The sequence below is a fragment of the Bacillus cereus group sp. Bc010 genome, from assembly GCF_027716745.1.
In the GTDB taxonomy this organism is placed as follows: domain Bacteria; phylum Bacillota; class Bacilli; order Bacillales; family Bacillaceae_G; genus Bacillus_A; species Bacillus_A pacificus.
Genome location: NZ_JAQFUY010000011.1, coordinates 22,814 through 38,557 on the forward strand (window position 1 = coordinate 22,814; position 15,744 = coordinate 38,557).

Below are 15,744 nucleotides of genomic sequence, written 5' to 3' on the forward strand. Positions count from 1 at the left end.
TAGGGGGAAAAGATGATGGAAGAAAAAAACACAATTAATTTCGAGGAAGTAGAAGGGAGAGAGCTTGAAAAGTTAAAAGAGAAGGCGTTGTCTAATCAAAGTGTACAAGCTTTAGTTTCATATTCTTTAGATAATTACTTTTCTCAAAAAAAGGGTCAGCAATTAAAAGAACTTCTTACTGAAGTACAAGGCTCTAAATACACAAGAGGTGAAACTCCTATTAAAGTATTGAGTTTAATGTTTGAAGAAATTAATATGAATATTTCTTTTTCAATCGAAGGAACAGAACTGAAAGCCACTGGAAATATTTTTGTTGATGGCCTATCACATTCCTTACAGGCTGTAGAGGAAAAAGTATATCCTATTTTATCTCTTAAAGCCCAGGAAAATGGCTATGAAGTAGACTGGCATGAAAATCCACTATACGATTCGGAAGAATTAAAAAATATTAAATTTATTGATACAGCACAAGAAGCAGAAAGTGCTTCTATCCAGGTTTCTAAATGCTCAGTATGTTCAGGAGTATGTAATTTTGTTCAAGGTATGTCTTGTGGTTTAACTGGTACAATGGCATGTAGTGTTGCTTGTGCTGCTATTGGAGGTCCAGCATGTATACTTATTTGCGGAGCAATTTGGGGAGTAAAATGTTTCTCTGATAATTACTTGATCTGTGGACCTACATGTAAAAGTTTAGGATACTGCTAAAATAACATACTCCCTCCTCAAGTTTGGTGTTACAATTACTATTATAAAGGAGGGAGAATATGTTTACCTATAAAAGATACTTTTTTATAATGTTTCTGGTGTTCTTTATAAGCCTTTTTATTAGTATAAGTCTAAATTACAGTATATTCATTAAGTTTTTAATATTCTTATTAATGTACAGTTTTTTATATACTATTTTGTTATTCACCCCGATGAAATTAAGTGAGAAACTGCTAGTATTTAATGGGTATGTTAATTGGATAAAGCGTGGAGGGAAAATTTAATATTGTATTTTCACTTCAATGATGTGGAATTTATTCACTATTTTAAATTGTATACCCTCAATTATGGACTTTCAAAAAGTCTATAATTGAGGGTTTTATTATATTGTTATTACACTTTTAAGAAAAGTACTAACTTAATTACGTTGAAAAATGAAATTATGTTTAATAAATATGCAAAAGTTACACACATGCTGAAGTAGGTAGAAAAGTATTAAATAAGATTATATCTTTTGGAGGAATATTTATAATCGCTGAGAACAGTATCTTTTTTTAAAAATAAAAGGTTTAGAATGGGGTTGTTTTGGTTGGTTAATGAGAGATTAGTCTTATCTACTAATACAGGTGATGTAGTTCCTACTGGGGTAAATATGATTAAGGCTCCAATGATATGGGAGAAAGCTAATTATGGAAAAGGGGTAGTCATTGCTATTTTAGATACTGGATGTCAAATTGATCATCCTGACCTAGCTGAAAATATTATTGGTGGAAGGAATTTTACATCTGATTACGAAAGTGATATTGCTAATTTTGTAGACAATAATTCACACGGCACTCATATCGCTGGAATCATTGCTGCAGCGAAAAATGGAAAAGGGGTAGTTGGAGTAGCCCCTAAAGCAAGTTTGCTTATTTTAAAAGTTGTTAATGGTGATGGACAAACAAAATATCAATCAATTATTGATGCGATTTATTATGCTATTAATTGGCGTGGAGAAAATGGTGAAAGAGTAAGAGTAATAATGATGTCTTTAGGAGGAAGAAAGGATGATGTGAACTTATACAATGCGGTTAAAACAGCTATTAGCCAACAAATCTTAATAGTCTGTGCAGCGGGAAATTATGGAGATGGGAATTTTGACACCACAGAAAAGATATATCCAGGCATATACAATGAGGTTGTTCAAGTTGGAGCGGTAAATTCTAAGAAAAAGATTGAATATTTTTCCAATACCAATAATCAAATTGACTTGGTTGCTCCAGGTCGAGATATTTTATCAACTACTCCAAGAAATGGATATAAAACTCTTTCAGGTACATCTATGGCCGCACCTCATGTTGCTGGAGCAGCTGCTTTAATAATTAATATTATAGAAAAAGAATTTAAAAGAACTATGACCGAGGCTGAAATCTATGCGCAAATAATTAAACGTACAGTTTCTTTGGGGCTGGCGGCTAGTGCTGAAGGTAATGGGTTATTAGATCTATCAAAATAAAAATTTAATAATGTGTACAGTCATTTTTGGAAAAAGAAAACTAGGATTACTAGTTTTCTTTTTCCAACTCCAGATAATCAAAAAAACCTAGTGGCTCTTTAGTGGCTCTTTAGTGGCTGCTTCTTTTGCCTTTTTAAGTTCATCTTCGATATTCTTAATATATTCATCGTTTTTCTCGTTTTTTTCCATTTTTATGCTATGGTTATTTTTCACTTTGTTCATGTTTTTTCCCCTTTTAAAATTATGTTGTAGTTAAAAGGTATTAAATCAAAATAGAATTATTGTTATTTTTCCTACTCTACCAATGTGAGAGTAGAGGAGAATTTGTGGAGTATAATAATAAGGAATTAAAGTATGTGAGCTATAAAAAGAGTAAAGAAAATAGCTTAAAAAAAGAATCTAAGTTTTAGTTTGAGTATAAGAGATAGTTATTTCTTTCGAAAGTCAGATATAAATCAACATAGATTAAAGTTTAAGTATGAATACTATTTATAATCAATAAAAAGTTCAAAATCTGGAACCCGCTGAAGCATTGGTATTACACAGTATTAATAAAAAATAAACTTATTATATATAATATTCAATTTTTGGTTATAGAAATCCTTTGCAAATAAATCTTTCTCGGATCTGAAATGCTAAATAGCGATTTATTTTAATTATATTCAATTGGTTATTTTGTGAGTATCGGAACTAGTTGTGATGTTTGAGGTAACTTATATTAATATAGAGATGTAGTTGTTATTGCTTTTCTCATTTAGTTCATTATAACAAAATTTTTATTTTTGTTATAATGATTTATAGTATAAAAATGAGTAATTTATGATGATAAGGGTTTTGAGGAAATCCATATTTGTAAAGGGAATCTATATTAACTAATTTAGAATCTGATAAGAATCCATATGAAAAGTATTCATTCATATTTTAAACAACGCCCAAGTTTCAATGAGTAATTTGGGCTGTTTGTATGTTGTATTTCTCTTTTATTTATATATCCACAAGTAAAACAACATAATATCACCATGAGCTCCTATAACAATATGAATTTTTGCATATTTCAAAACCTAATATATCCTTCAAAAAATTTTAATAGTATAATATGTTTTGTCATATTCTTTTAGATTTTTCGACAAAAAATAACATAAATAGAGAACGATATTGGGAGAAGGAATTATGTACACAAAACTATTAAAATCAATTACATCATTATCACTTATTGGTGGTGCTTTACTGTATACAAACGGCAGTGATGTGAGAGCTGCTGAGGCGGGTGTTTTTTCCGATGTGCCTACATCGCATTGGTCGTATCCAGCAATTAAAGATTTAGCGAGCAAAAATATTCTTTCCGGTTATGGAAATGGGATATTTGGTTTTGGAGATGTTGCGACGAGGGAGCAAGTTGCAGCTTTAGTGTATCGTGTAATGCTTCCGAATAGACAAGGCGGAACATTTAGTAGCAATAATGCTCTTTATGTATTAAAAGATGGATCTAAGTTTAATAACCCTTATGGTGATATTAATCAAAACTCTACGATGTTCCCTGAGGAAATTTTAATGTTAACGAATGCAGGGGTATTTACAGGGGATGAGAAAGGGAATTTTAGACCGAAAGCTCCTGTGAGTCGTGCGGAAATGGCGCAAATTTTAACAAATGCCTTCCATCTTTCTGCGAAACAAAAGCATACATTTAACGATGTTCCAAGCGGTTTTTGGGGTGAAAACGCAATTAGTGCAGTGCAATCAACTGGGATTGCTTCTGGTACAGGTGAAGGGAAATTTGAGCCATCTAAAACGGTAACACGTGAACAGTATGCGCAATTTTTATATAACACTTTGAAATATAAAAAACCAGAAGTTGCGGTGCAAGATACAGGGGATGCAGCACTATTAGCAGCATTTAAAGATGAAGTGCAAAAGCGTATTAATGCGTACGAAACGAATATTACACTTCCATATAAAACGACAAATAGTAATACAAAAGAAGTGATGAATACACTTTTTAACGCTTATAAAGAAGTGGCAAGTAAAAATGAGTATACAAATAATAATAGATCGAATGTTTCATATGGACTTTCTGGATCACCTGGAAATTATACGTTTACGCTAAAAATTACATATCGTGAAACGAAAGAACAAACAGAATATGTAATGAAGCAAGCGAAGGCAATTGTTTCTTCTATTACACAAGTTGGGATGGATGATCATGAAAAAGTGAAGGCGATTCATGATTATGTCGTAAAACATATTTCTTACGATACGTCTTATAAAGCTTACACAGCATATGAAGCACTCGTAAATCGTTCTGCGGTTTGCCAAGGTTACGCACTATTAACCTATCAATTATTAAAAGAAGCGGGGATTGAGAATCATTTCGTAACGGGAACTGGCGATGGACAACCTCATGCTTGGAATTTGGTGAAAATCGAAAATAAATGGTATCACCTTGATACAACATTTGATGATCCGATTCCAGATGAACAAGGCCGCGTAACGTATTCCTATTTCAACTTATCAGATGAACAAATCGCAAGAAATCATGAGTGGAACCGCGGGGACTATCCGCAAGCTACAACAAGTTATTATAGTACATTAACAAATAAAATTGCGGCAGGTGGTACGAAAACTCCTATATATCAGCAAATATTAAAAGATACAAAGTTAAATTATTTAGGAAATGAATACATCGCAAATAACTATAACGAATTAAAAAATAAAATGCAGCAACGTTATAAAGAAAAGTTACCAAAGATTGAAATCCTTTATAAACAATCAATGGATGGTGCATTACAAGATGTGAAAAAAGCAATTGGGGAAATCGGTTATCCGCAAGGAGCGAACCGTGTTTCTTATAAAGCGGAGCCGTATAATGCGAAAGAAGGATATTCTTTAGTAACGATTACGTTTATGTAGTGAGAATGAAAAAGAGATGTAACAAATTTAGTTTAAAAAGTGAAAACGTCCTCGATGAAGTCGAAGATGCTTTCACTTTTTTCATGTAGTTATGGTGCATGGGATTTTTCCCATATCGAACTACGCTGGAACAAATAAAAAGTCCGTACACAAGGAAGCTTTAACGCCAGTTACCTGCTGTTAATATTGCGTTATCTTCATTAGAAGTAACTACAGATGCAGAGCATACCGACGTTTTAGAATTAGAGGTTCCTGTAGTTTTGGGAACTATTGCTTTAGTTGGGAAAGGATCATTGCTGGGATAAGTTGGTGGTGCAAATTGTTGCTTCTTATCTTTTTCTTTCATAGGTGGTTTCTCAAATGATGGATTTAATTTGATGGAGTTGTCCGGCGTTTTTGTTTTATCTTTAGGTATGGCGTTTTTGAGGTCCTCTTCTGTATAAAGGCCTCCGGTTTCTTCATATAATGAATCTGTACTTTGAATATAGTTTTCGGGTTTGGAAAGTTCATCTGGATTCATTATTGTTACTGGAGCTTCGGGATCTTCTGCTGCTATTGTTTGTTGCGATGATAGTGATGAAAAGAATATAGAAAATAGGATAATAGAAAAGATACATACATTTTTAGGGATAAAAGATGTAATCATAATTTTCTGCTACTAAAAATATAGACAAATGTACATTCTTTTGCACCGTAAGAATATTGTTATCTATATTCGCTCTTTTGTTAGTAGCAGACTGTTCACCTCTCTTTTTTTATTTTGAAATTTACGTGATAAAGAGTGTTGTTCATATTTTCGTATGTTCGCACTTACTGTTGTTTCCTCCTTATATTTGATAAGGTTATTATATCATTAACTCATTGAAAATGATAATCAATATTATTTAAAAGTATGTTTGTAATTTTTCCGAAATAAACAATGCTATTTTCAGTATTTGTTTGGAGTAGTTTTGTGAAAAATATAAATAAAACAGATGCAATGAATTAAGTGAAAGAAAAGGCGAAGCAAGACTTCCAAGATGACTATATGACGCAAAACTTTGTTGCGGATGAACAATCAAAAGCATTTGATTTCTTAAACGGAGTAGAGATCAAATCACAAGAAGAATTGAACGTGATGAAGAAGGCGTTGGGAGATTTTCCTAACGATTTCATGACCGCAAAGTTTGTTTATGAAGAGCAAATGAAGGCAAAGAATAAGCAAGGGTAATATGAAAAACGCTATCTTTTTATAAGGTAGCGTTTTTGTTATGGGTTATAAAGTTATTTCTGCATTTGACATATACAGTCTAACTGTATAAAATAAAATTATACAGTTGAACTATATAGTTTAGCTATATATTTATCGTTACATTGGAGGTCTTTATGAATAGAGATAAAAATTTACCATTAACGGAAACGACGTATTACGTTCTTTTAGCTTTATTAGAGCCAGCACATGGTTATTTAATTATGCAAAAGGTAGAGGAATTGAGTAATCATCAAGTGAAAATTGCAGCGGGTACATTGTATGGGGCGGTTGAAAATTTATTAAAACAAGGGTTAATAGAATCGGTAAAAAGTGAAGATAAACGAAGAAAAGTGTATGTCATTACGGAACGTGGGAAAGAAGTATTGCATTTAGACTTTATGAGAATGCAGCACATTATTGAGGTTACAAAAAGTTTATTACACGTATAGTTAGGGGGAAACGATGATGTGGAAATTGAGATTCTTTTTAGACTTTGAGAAAGAGGAAAAATGGTTAGAAGAGATGGCTTGGAAAGGATATCAACTAGAAAGTAATACATTTGGTTATACATTTAGATATACAGAACCGGAAGATGCGACGATTAAAATAGACCATAGAGTATTTAGTAGAAAAAGTGATTTTATGAATTACTGCACATTATTTGAAGATAGTGGCTGGGAGCATATAGCTGGTAATTGGTGGTCAGGTACGCACTATTTTAAAAAGGTAGATGAGGAAAGCGAGGATGACATTTTTTCAGATCAAATGTCACGAGCAGGGAAATATAAACGTCTATCTAAAACATTTTTAGAGTTAGCTATATGCTCTATTCCGATATTAATCCTATTTATGTTTAATGACACGATTCATTTAGGAGCACTTGCAAATCCGAAAGAACTATATTTTACGCCAGGACTATGGGATAAGCAAGGTGTATCATTTCTATGGTCATTCTTATTTGAAACACCATTAGCATTGATGAGAGGCTTTGCATGGTTGTTTATTCCTACAGCAATTGTTATGTATTTAATTTGCTCATATAAAGCACATCGGTTGTATGAAGAGAGACGATGAAAACAAGCACTTATCAAGTAACATTAAGATAGGCAGAGAAGTATATATTTTTTCTACCAATATGTAGTTCCATTAGGAGATTGCTTATAATGGAATTTAATACATACACAGTAATGCTTATGTTTCTAGCCGTTGGCTCAAATGCCGCATTATCCATGTGGCTCAAGCAAGGACTTTTAGGTGTTATCACGGCTATTGTTCTTTTGTTAATCGCTGCATGGACTACAAAAAGACCTCATACAGACAACCAGCACAAGTAAATTATTGTATTTCTCAATAAACAAAAACAACTTAACATGGTAAAATAATAATTGGATGGGAGTCCAATACATATTATTAAAATTAAGATGGTTCAAGTCGGAGGAAGGCACCTTAGGGTGTCTTTTCTTTATTTTGCTAATGAATAGATTGTCCTCTTCTATATAACTCTTTAAAATATAAAATGTGCCATCTTTGCCCTTCCCTTATGAAGGGAGGGACAGGAATGAAAAAACGTAAAAAAAAGGCGACCAAAAAGACAGAACCCCAGTCTTTTGTAAGTAATCTAGCATCGTGGACGACAGTACTGAGAAATATTCATTATTTCTTCACGCAAAGCCAGTTTGTAAAACATATAATTCAATTCATCAAAGAACAAATTGGAATGTAAAAAAGTGCTGCTATGATTAGCAACACTCAACTCAAAAACTAAAGTAGATGGAACACTGAGCTGAAAATACTGACCATACTTTCTTCGCACAAGACCAAAGTAATTTAGAAGCGGCAAAGATGTCAGTGTTCTATCTTCTACTAATATTATATTTTATTTTGTCCATAATAGACCTATATATACGTTAATAAAAAAGAAATACCCCGGTGACCAACCGAGGTATTTCATGACCGATAGGAATGAAAAAACTTGGCGACCAAACCTAGCTTTTGTGTTATTCCCATGAAATTTAAAAACTAAGCAACATCTTGTTGCACTTTTATTTTATCATTATCTTTCTTTTATTGGAATACATTAGATTATTTTTGAGATAAGAGTCTAATGCATATTATTAAAATTAAAGTGGTTCAAGTCGGAGGAAGGCACCTTAGGGTGTCTGTTCTTTTTTCTAAAAGAGAGTTTTGCTTTAGCTTTAAAGAAGATAAATTTTCAATGGATTAATGCCATGCGTATGTAGATAAAGTTCATCAATACATTTATGTTCATAAATATGTATAATTACATGAAATTTCAGAGGAAATGAGAGTATACTTTCTTATTGTGTAATAAAGATAAAGCCCGCCTACGGAAATAGGTGGGCTTTTTTAATGTATAAAGAAAAGTTATCTGCTAAGATGTTTTCTTAAAAAAATCCTTCATCATTTTAGCATCTTCAATATTCACGATCACACCTTTAACCCTATCCTTCTTCTCATCTTTAGCAATCGTAATTTGCTCTTTATTATCAACCCAAACAAGAAATTCTTCTTTTGCGTCATCTTTATATGTAACGGTAATAGTAGAATGTGCAGATTCTCGCTTTTTTTGATCTAAAGTGATTGTTTTAGGCGTGCCTTTTTGAACTGCGGAAACGATAGATTGTATCATTTCTTCGTTGTCTGTTTGAGATTTTGAAACGTTGTTATTTATTGTACTAAGTATTTCAATGTCTGTAATATTTGCGGATTTTAATTGAAAGGTAGTTTGTGTATGTTCTTGCTTAGCTTGTGAAGCTTTATCTGTAGCTGAGGTGCTTGTACAGCCTATTAAAGTGAAAGATAGAGCGGTTAGAGCGCATATAGATATGATTTTTTTCATGTATCCCTCCTTATGTTTAATTATAACAATTTTCTGTTAATTAAGGTAGTTATTGTAAGGGGATTTATTCTACTAGTTTTGGGATAAAGAAAATTCAAGAGGAGGTTAATCGTAAATAATAACCATCAGGGTCTACGATACGAAAATCCTTCATTCCCCAAGATTGCATTTTAAGGTTAGATTCCACTGGATAATTTTTTTCTAATACATGTTGGTATATTTGTTCGATATGATCAAAAACTATGATAATCTCAACACCTTTACCTTTTGGATTAAGTCCATCTGTTTTTAAATAATGATTTTCATTAAGAATATAATCAGGGGTCAATAATAAAGAAAAATCCCCTAGTTTAATCATTGCACCAGTTGTATTCTTTTTTGAGAATACAAGGGTAAGGATTTCCTCATAAAAACGAATAGACCTTTGCAAATCTTCTACAAATAACTCTAGACGAAAGTGCATATGTACTCTCCTTCTCATTTTTTTTCAAATTTTATGTTTAACATTTCGAAAATGGGTGTACTACATATAATATAACAAATAATTCATTTTAAAGGAGGAAGTTAAAGATGGAAACGAAGTATAGTAAACCTTTTGTATATGAATTTATTACGGAGAAAGAGGTCATGAATGCGGCGAATGATCTAGTGAAGAAAGGAATAGACCAAAAAGATATTTACGTATTAACACACGAGAAAGAAAGGACAGATAGAATCGCAGACAATGCAGACGTAAATACAATTGGTATAAAAGAGGAGGGGCTTGGGACAAGCATTATTAATGTCTTTCAAAAAACGGGAGATCAGTTAAGAAATAAGATGCAGGAGTTAGGGCTTAATGAGGAAGAAGCGAACTTCTATGAAGAAAAGCTGGATGAAGGGAAAATCTTGTTATTCGTTAAGGATTTAGAAAGAGTCGGTGAATGGTTACAAGAAAGAAGATGCACGTATTCTATTTAAATTTGTATCCTATAAATCTATTAAGAAAAGGAGATGGGAAATATGAGTGGCGGACTAAAAGAACAAATTACAGGTAAAGTTGAAAAGACAAAGGGACAAGTAAAAGAAGGAATTGGTGAAGTTACAGAAGATAGAGAGTTGAAAAATGAAGGGAAGTGGGAGAAGACGAAGGGAACGATAAAAGAAAAAGTCGGAAAAGTGAAACAAAAGATAAGTGATGGGCTGGATAATAAAGAATAATACATGTTTATCAAGCTTTGGTTACAAACCAAAGCTTGATAAATCCATTATAAAAATAATATGGGAGGTTTAATTGTGGGACTTATTATTACGTGTATTGTAGGTGGACTTATTGGTGCGTTAGCTGGAATGATTACGGGAAAAGACTTTCCTTTAGGTATAGTTGGTAATGTGATTGCGGGATTAATCGGATCTTGGGTAGGTAGTGCGTTATTTGGTCATTGGGGTCCTGAATGGGGAGGTATTTTCGTTCTTCCAGCGTTATTAGGTGCAATCGTCTTTATTTTAATCGTTACATTCTTCTCTAGAATGCTGCGGAAAGCGTAAGTTTGATCATGCATAGTAATCTTAAGTTTATTATATATAGCTATAAAGTAAATAGAATGATAAATATACATAAAAAAGCATCCAATTAAAATAATTTGGATGCTTTTTTATGTAATCTATATAGGAAAGAGTGGGGGATGAAGAAATCCCCCACTCTTTAAAGTTTCACTTTATATTAAACCATCGTTACTTTCTTACAATTGTTTATTCTTACGACCTGCCTCGGTTCTATATGAGATACATCTTCGTTATTACCTATATCCACTACAATTGTATTCGTTAGTATGTTAATAATGGAACCAACTAATTTTGTAGCATGATCGTGTCGATAAGAAAATTGAACAAAATCTCCCTTTTTAAAGTTGTGCTCTTCCATAGATAGATCCCCCTAAAAATAGTGTTTATACATTATATATACACAAATTTATAAGCTTTAAACATTTGGCAGTATTTTTTACGTGTTAAGCCGAGAAAGCTGTGGAAAATTTATTTATAATGAAAATAAAAAAATATGTTTAAAACTAATTTTTATGGGTAATTAACATAGTAGTAGTTTGAGATAAGGGGGCGGAAATGATGAATTTGGGAATAAATATTTTGCAAAATGATGTAGGTTATACGGTACAACTTAATGGTGAAATTGATGCATATACAGCATCAGATTTGAAAAATAAGATCATGCCTATTGCAAGCGAAAAAGAGGTTCATATTGTAGTAGATTTTACTGAGGTAGAGTATATGGATAGTACAGGCTTAGGTGTTTTTATAGCGCTATTAAAAGCAGTTAAGAAAAATGATGGAAAGCTAGAGTTTATTGGTGTATCTAAAAGGTTAAAAAGATTATTTGATATTACAGGGTTAACAGAAATATTAAATTTGAATTCCGATTTTGAAAAAGTAGAAAGAAGGTGACTAGGGATGATGGAGAGATTTGAAAAGATAGAAATGAAAATTCCTGCAAAGGCAGAATATGTCGCTATTATTCGTTTAACAATGGCTGGTGTTGCGAATCGAATGGGTTTTGCTTACGACGATATAGAGGATATGAAAATTGCTATTAGTGAAGCATGTACAAATATTGTACAACATGCATATAAAGAAGACGTTGGAGAAATTACAATTGTCTTCGGTCTATATGAAGATCGATTAGAAATTATGGTTGCGGATAATGGGGTTAGCTTTGATTTTAATAATTTAAAAAGGAAAGTTGGTCCGTATGATATTAATAAACCAGTAGAGCACTTGCCGGAAAATGGTTTAGGTTTATATTTAATCAATACGTTAATGGATGATATACAAATCATGCATGATGAGGGCATGACAGTTTTAATGACAAAATATATACAAAGAGAGCAGGTGGAGAATGATGGAAATCCAATCTCAACCTACAACTCTTACTAAAGAAGACGTTATGAAACTAATTGCAGAATTTCAACAAAACCACTGTGATGAAGCGCAGGAAAGGTTAGTTGAGCATTATAAAAATCTCGTCTATTCCATTGCATATCGCTATTCAAAAGGCGGACCGATGCATGAGGATATTATACAAGTAGGCATGTTAGGGCTCTTAGGCGCAATAAGAAGGTATGATTATTCGATAGGGAATGCTTTTGAGCCGTTTGCAATCCCTACGATAGTAGGGGAAATAAAAAAGTATTTACGTGATAAAACATGGGGCATTCACGTTCCAAGGCGAATTAAAGATTTAGGCGGAAAAATTAAACTTGCGATAGAGGAGTTAACAGATCAACTGCAACGTTCACCGAAAATTATAGAGATTGCGGATCATTTAGAACTATCCGAAGAGGAAGTGCTAGAAATTATGGATGCGAAAAATAATTATCGAGTATCCTCCTTAGATGATGTAGTTGAAAATGCATCTGATGGCAGTTCGGTGGCGAGAATTGAATCTGTAGGTGAAGTAGAGCAAGGATATGAAGAGACAGAAAGGCGTCTCGTTTTAAAGGATATTTTTAACGTATTAAATGAGACAGAAAAAAGTGTTATTCATTATATATTTGAAGAAAATTTAAATCAAAAAGATACAGGGGAACGGTTAGGTATTTCACAAATGCACGTTTCTCGTATTAAAAGACAAGCAATAAGTAAATTGAAGCAAGCAGCATTTTTAGATACATAAAAATTTTAAAGAATTATGTTTAAAACATGAGAAAAGGGGTAGTTATTAAGTATAGGAGGAGATATAAAAATGTCACACGATGTGAAAGAACTAATCGAAGGATTAAATGAAGATTTAGCAGGAGAATACTCGGCAATTATTATGTATAACCATTATGCAGCTACGGTTTCTGGTATATATAGACAAGTGTTAAAGCCTTTCTTTGAATCTGAAATTAGTGATGAACAAGGACATGCCCTATATTTAGCAGAGAAAATTAAGACGTTAGGTGGTACACCTACTACAATCCCTTTACCAGTGAAACAAGCAGAAGATGTGAGAGAAATGTTAGAATATGCTAGACAATCAGAATATGAAACAATTAAGCGTTATGAAAAGCGAAAAGAACAGGCAGCAAAATTAAATATGACAGAGTTAGTTGTAAAGTTAGAAGACATGATTGCAGATGAAACCAATCATATGGAAGAATTGGATCGTCTTTTAAATGATAAAGCAATGGTGCTAAATTAAAAGTGGAAATTTACCCCACTTTAACGGGCAGTAAGACCCCCCACCTCAAAATGCAGCGAAAGCAAAGAATTTAGGTGGGGGGTCTTACTGCCCATAAAAGTCCGATTGGTTCAACTAATAATCAGTGGGGGATGAAGAAAACCCCCACTGATTAAAGTTTCACTTTATAGAATGAAAGAACAAACTCTCATTTCTGGGGGTTTGTTCTTTTGCTGTATAAATGTGTTTGAGTAGGAAATTTTCATTTCATAACTGAGTATGTAATACTAGAAAAATAGAAAATGATAATCGATTTACATTTTATATAAGAAAAGGGGAAATAACTTGTGTCCATTTTAATTGTCGATGATAATCCGGTGAATATCTTTGTAATTGAAAAAATTTTGAAGCAAGCCGGGTATCAGGATCTTGTATCGCTGAATTCTGCACAAGAGCTTTTCGAATACATCCATTTTGGAAAAGATTCTTCCAGGCATAATGAAATAGATTTAATACTATTAGATATTATGATGCCTGAAATTGATGGACTTGAAGTTTGTAGGCGATTACAAAAAGAGGAGAAGTTTAAAGATATTCCTATTATTTTTGTAACAGCTTTAGAAGATGCGAATAAATTAGCTGAAGCACTTGATATAGGTGCAATGGATTATATTACAAAACCAATAAATAAGGTTGAATTGTTAGCGCGTATGCGTGTAGCATTACGCTTGAAATCGGAATTAAATTGGCATAAAGAACAGGAAGAGAATCTTCGGAATGAACTAGATTTAGCTACGCAAGTACAAAGAAACTTATTAAGTAGCCCATTAAGAGAAGAGCATATAAAAATTGAAGCAAGTTACTTACCTTCATTTAAACTAGCTGGAGATATGTATTACTGGTATAAAATCGATGAAAATCGCTACGGTATTATATTATTAGATGTGATGGGACATGGTGTATCTGCTTCCTTAGTTTGCATGTTCATTTCGTCTGTATTACGTGAAACGATTAAAAGTTTAATCGACCCAGAACTTGTTATGAAAGACTTAAATAAATATATGACTCTTTTACATAATGAGAATGATAATATTCCATATTATTTTACAGCGATATACTTAGTAGTTAATACAGAAGATAGAACGATTGAATATGTAAATGCAGGACATCCTTCTGGGTACGTTTTAGTTGATGAAACGAATGTAGTGGAACTAAATCGCGGGAGTTGTGCGGTAGGATTTTTTGATGAAATAAAAGTTGAAAAGACAGTTATACCTTTTGAGAAGAACGCTCAAATCACATTGTTTACAGATGGTGTTCTTGAAGCAATTGCAAATGATGAATTTGAGGCTGAAGAGAAATTACGTGCTTTTACAGAAAGAAAATGGGGAGATTTAGAAGAAGAGATAGAAGGGTTTTATAAGGAAGAACAGAAGAAAGCACAATCAGATGATATGTGCCTCATTATGATACAAACGAATGCGAAATAAAAAGCGTATGAAATCCAAACAGAGGATTTCATACGCTTTTATTGTATTTTTTGGTAGATTTGTTCGTTCGGATTAAATTGGATATAATGCGGCATTATATCTGAAAAACGAAGCGTTTCTTTATTTCCTAAACATAGGAATCCGTTGTGACCTAAACTTTCATAAAATAGTTGCTGTACTTGGTTTTGGAGTTTACTCGTAAAGTAAATTAAAACGTTACGGCAAAGTATAATGTGAAATTCGTTAAAAGATTGATCAGTTACTAAATTATGCTGTGCAAAAATAATGTTTTGTAACAGTGACGGATTAAAATAAGCAAAGCGACTATCCGTTGAATAATAGTTGGAAAATGCTTGTGTACCGCCAGCTTGTAAATAGTTTTTCGTATAAGTTTGCATTTTATTTAATGGAAGGATGCCTTGTTTTGCTTTTTCTAACACATTTGTATTCATATCTGTTGCGTAAATAACAGCTTTTTCACTTAATCCTTCTTCATGAAGTAAGATGGACATGGATAATACTTCTTCACCAGTTGCACATCCAGCATGCCAAATTCTAATTTCAGGATGCTTTCTTAATTCAGGAATAACATGCTCTCTTAGCGCCTTAAAAAAGATAGGGTTACGGAACATCTCAGTTACATTAATGGAGAAATCATTTAATAACTGTTCTAAAACCCCCTCTTCATGAATTACTTTTTCAATTAATTTTGAAATGGTAGGGATATTAGAAAGCTGCATTCGATTACAAATCCGCCTATAAATAGATGTGCGAGCATATTGGCGAAAATCAAATCCTGATAGTTTAAATACCGCTTCCAATAGTAAGTCAATTTCTAAGTTCGTACGCTTATCCGTATCTACTGATGGATCAAAATTATAATACTTATTTTCCACT

Annotated in this window: 21 protein-coding genes and 2 pseudogenes; 16 read left to right on the forward strand and 7 right to left on the reverse strand. The window is 32.7% G+C overall.

Annotation, left to right across the window (positions count from 1 at the left end; all coding sequences use genetic code 11):
* Positions 1–12: 12 nt before the first annotated feature.
* A complete protein-coding gene (locus tag PDQ68_RS14145; protein WP_153016924.1) occupies positions 13–705 on the forward strand; it encodes a hypothetical protein in 693 nt (230 codons plus the stop codon).
* 589 nt (positions 706–1,294) lie between these two features.
* Positions 1,295–2,203: a S8 family peptidase gene (locus PDQ68_RS14150; RefSeq protein WP_080444074.1), complete on the forward strand. Its 909-nt coding sequence runs from the start codon at positions 1,295–1,297 to the stop codon at positions 2,201–2,203.
* Positions 2,204–2,290: 87 nt separating this feature from the next.
* Here the strand turns inward: PDQ68_RS14150 and PDQ68_RS14155 are convergent, their stop codons facing one another.
* Entirely contained in the window at positions 2,291–2,425 is a 135-nt protein-coding gene (locus PDQ68_RS14155) for a hypothetical protein (protein WP_270786871.1), read from the reverse strand.
* A gap of 948 nt (positions 2,426–3,373) precedes the next feature.
* On the opposite strand from PDQ68_RS14155, the gene PDQ68_RS14160 reads away from it, so the two are divergent.
* The gene (locus PDQ68_RS14160) at positions 3,374–5,110 is read left to right on the forward strand and encodes an S-layer homology domain-containing protein (protein ID WP_016716682.1); all 1,737 of its coding nucleotides are present in this window, start codon (positions 3,374–3,376) and stop codon (positions 5,108–5,110) included.
* 160 nt (positions 5,111–5,270) lie between these two features.
* Here the strand turns inward: PDQ68_RS14160 and PDQ68_RS14165 are convergent, their stop codons facing one another.
* Positions 5,271–5,756 carry a hypothetical protein gene (locus PDQ68_RS14165; protein ID WP_016716683.1) on the reverse strand — a complete coding sequence of 162 codons (486 nt, stop codon included), beginning with the start codon at positions 5,754–5,756 and terminating at the stop codon, positions 5,271–5,273.
* A 37-nt stretch (positions 5,757–5,793) separates the two neighbouring features.
* Positions 5,794–5,906 (reverse strand): annotated as a pseudogene (locus tag PDQ68_RS14170) (RNA-guided endonuclease InsQ/TnpB family protein); the annotation flags it as partial.
* Positions 5,907–6,062: 156 nt separating this feature from the next.
* Here PDQ68_RS14170 and PDQ68_RS14175 point away from each other — a divergent pair.
* The 5 genes and pseudogenes from PDQ68_RS14175 to PDQ68_RS14195 all read left to right on the forward strand — a co-directional run.
* Positions 6,063–6,320, forward strand: a pseudogene (locus tag PDQ68_RS14175) (hypothetical protein); the annotation flags it as partial.
* Between the two features lie 155 nt (positions 6,321–6,475).
* Positions 6,476–6,790, forward strand: coding sequence for a PadR family transcriptional regulator (locus PDQ68_RS14180; RefSeq protein ID WP_001078066.1), 315 nt, complete (start codon positions 6,476–6,478; stop codon positions 6,788–6,790).
* A gap of 13 nt (positions 6,791–6,803) precedes the next feature.
* Positions 6,804–7,415: a DUF2812 domain-containing protein gene (locus PDQ68_RS14185; RefSeq protein WP_029141069.1), complete on the forward strand. Its 612-nt coding sequence runs from the start codon at positions 6,804–6,806 to the stop codon at positions 7,413–7,415.
* Between the two features lie 89 nt (positions 7,416–7,504).
* A complete protein-coding gene (locus PDQ68_RS14190; RefSeq protein WP_016716687.1) occupies positions 7,505–7,675 on the forward strand; it encodes a hypothetical protein in 171 nt (56 codons plus the stop codon).
* Positions 7,676–7,899: 224 nt separating this feature from the next.
* Positions 7,900–8,064: a hypothetical protein gene (locus PDQ68_RS14195; protein WP_016716688.1), complete on the forward strand. Its 165-nt coding sequence runs from the start codon at positions 7,900–7,902 to the stop codon at positions 8,062–8,064.
* A gap of 669 nt (positions 8,065–8,733) precedes the next feature.
* On the opposite strand, the gene PDQ68_RS14200 is transcribed toward PDQ68_RS14195, so the two are convergent.
* Both PDQ68_RS14200 and PDQ68_RS14205 read right to left on the reverse strand, forming a co-directional pair.
* Positions 8,734–9,201 carry a hypothetical protein gene (locus PDQ68_RS14200; RefSeq protein WP_061182812.1) on the reverse strand — a complete coding sequence of 156 codons (468 nt, stop codon included), beginning with the start codon at positions 9,199–9,201 and terminating at the stop codon, positions 8,734–8,736.
* Between the two features lie 94 nt (positions 9,202–9,295).
* Positions 9,296–9,664 (reverse strand): VOC family protein, encoded by a 369-nt coding sequence (locus PDQ68_RS14205; RefSeq protein ID WP_000545706.1) that lies wholly within the window; start codon positions 9,662–9,664, stop codon positions 9,296–9,298.
* Positions 9,665–9,771: 107 nt separating this feature from the next.
* On the opposite strand from PDQ68_RS14205, the gene PDQ68_RS14210 reads away from it, so the two are divergent.
* The 3 genes from PDQ68_RS14210 (at position 9,772) to PDQ68_RS14220 (ending at position 10,728) form a co-directional block, all read left to right on the forward strand.
* Entirely contained in the window at positions 9,772–10,161 is a 390-nt protein-coding gene (locus PDQ68_RS14210; RefSeq protein ID WP_000448809.1) for a YflT domain-containing protein, read from the forward strand.
* Between the two features lie 33 nt (positions 10,162–10,194).
* The gene (locus PDQ68_RS14215; protein ID WP_370530088.1) at positions 10,195–10,401 is read left to right on the forward strand and encodes a CsbD family protein; all 207 of its coding nucleotides are present in this window, start codon (positions 10,195–10,197) and stop codon (positions 10,399–10,401) included.
* A gap of 75 nt (positions 10,402–10,476) precedes the next feature.
* Entirely contained in the window at positions 10,477–10,728 is a 252-nt protein-coding gene (locus tag PDQ68_RS14220) for a GlsB/YeaQ/YmgE family stress response membrane protein (protein WP_000522903.1), read from the forward strand.
* Positions 10,729–10,903: 175 nt separating this feature from the next.
* Here the strand turns inward: PDQ68_RS14220 and PDQ68_RS14225 are convergent, their stop codons facing one another.
* A complete protein-coding gene (locus tag PDQ68_RS14225; protein ID WP_000391000.1) occupies positions 10,904–11,104 on the reverse strand; it encodes a hypothetical protein in 201 nt (66 codons plus the stop codon).
* 197 nt (positions 11,105–11,301) lie between these two features.
* Here PDQ68_RS14225 and rsbV point away from each other — a divergent pair, with 197 nt between their 5' ends.
* From rsbV to PDQ68_RS14250, 5 genes are all read left to right on the forward strand, one after another.
* Positions 11,302–11,640 (forward strand): anti sigma b factor antagonist RsbV, encoded by a 339-nt coding sequence (gene rsbV / locus PDQ68_RS14230; RefSeq protein WP_002020655.1) that lies wholly within the window; start codon positions 11,302–11,304, stop codon positions 11,638–11,640.
* A gap of 6 nt (positions 11,641–11,646) precedes the next feature.
* Entirely contained in the window at positions 11,647–12,129 is a 483-nt protein-coding gene (gene rsbW, locus PDQ68_RS14235) for an anti-sigma B factor RsbW (RefSeq protein WP_000970582.1), read from the forward strand.
* Entirely contained in the window at positions 12,092–12,868 is a 777-nt protein-coding gene (gene sigB, locus PDQ68_RS14240; RefSeq protein WP_061182811.1) for an RNA polymerase sigma factor SigB, read from the forward strand. Before rsbW ends, sigB begins: the two co-directional genes overlap by 38 nt.
* Before the next feature lie 69 nt (positions 12,869–12,937).
* Positions 12,938–13,378: a ferritin-like domain-containing protein gene (locus PDQ68_RS14245; protein WP_016716691.1), complete on the forward strand. Its 441-nt coding sequence runs from the start codon at positions 12,938–12,940 to the stop codon at positions 13,376–13,378.
* Between the two features lie 326 nt (positions 13,379–13,704).
* Positions 13,705–14,847 (forward strand): fused response regulator/phosphatase, encoded by a 1,143-nt coding sequence (locus PDQ68_RS14250; RefSeq protein ID WP_061182810.1) that lies wholly within the window; start codon positions 13,705–13,707, stop codon positions 14,845–14,847.
* Between the two features lie 38 nt (positions 14,848–14,885).
* Here PDQ68_RS14250 and PDQ68_RS14255 read toward each other — a convergent pair whose 3' ends face one another.
* Positions 14,886–15,743 carry a CheR family methyltransferase gene (locus tag PDQ68_RS14255; RefSeq protein ID WP_000429057.1) on the reverse strand — a complete coding sequence of 286 codons (858 nt, stop codon included), beginning with the start codon at positions 15,741–15,743 and terminating at the stop codon, positions 14,886–14,888.
* Between the last annotated feature and the right edge of the window lies 1 nt (position 15,744).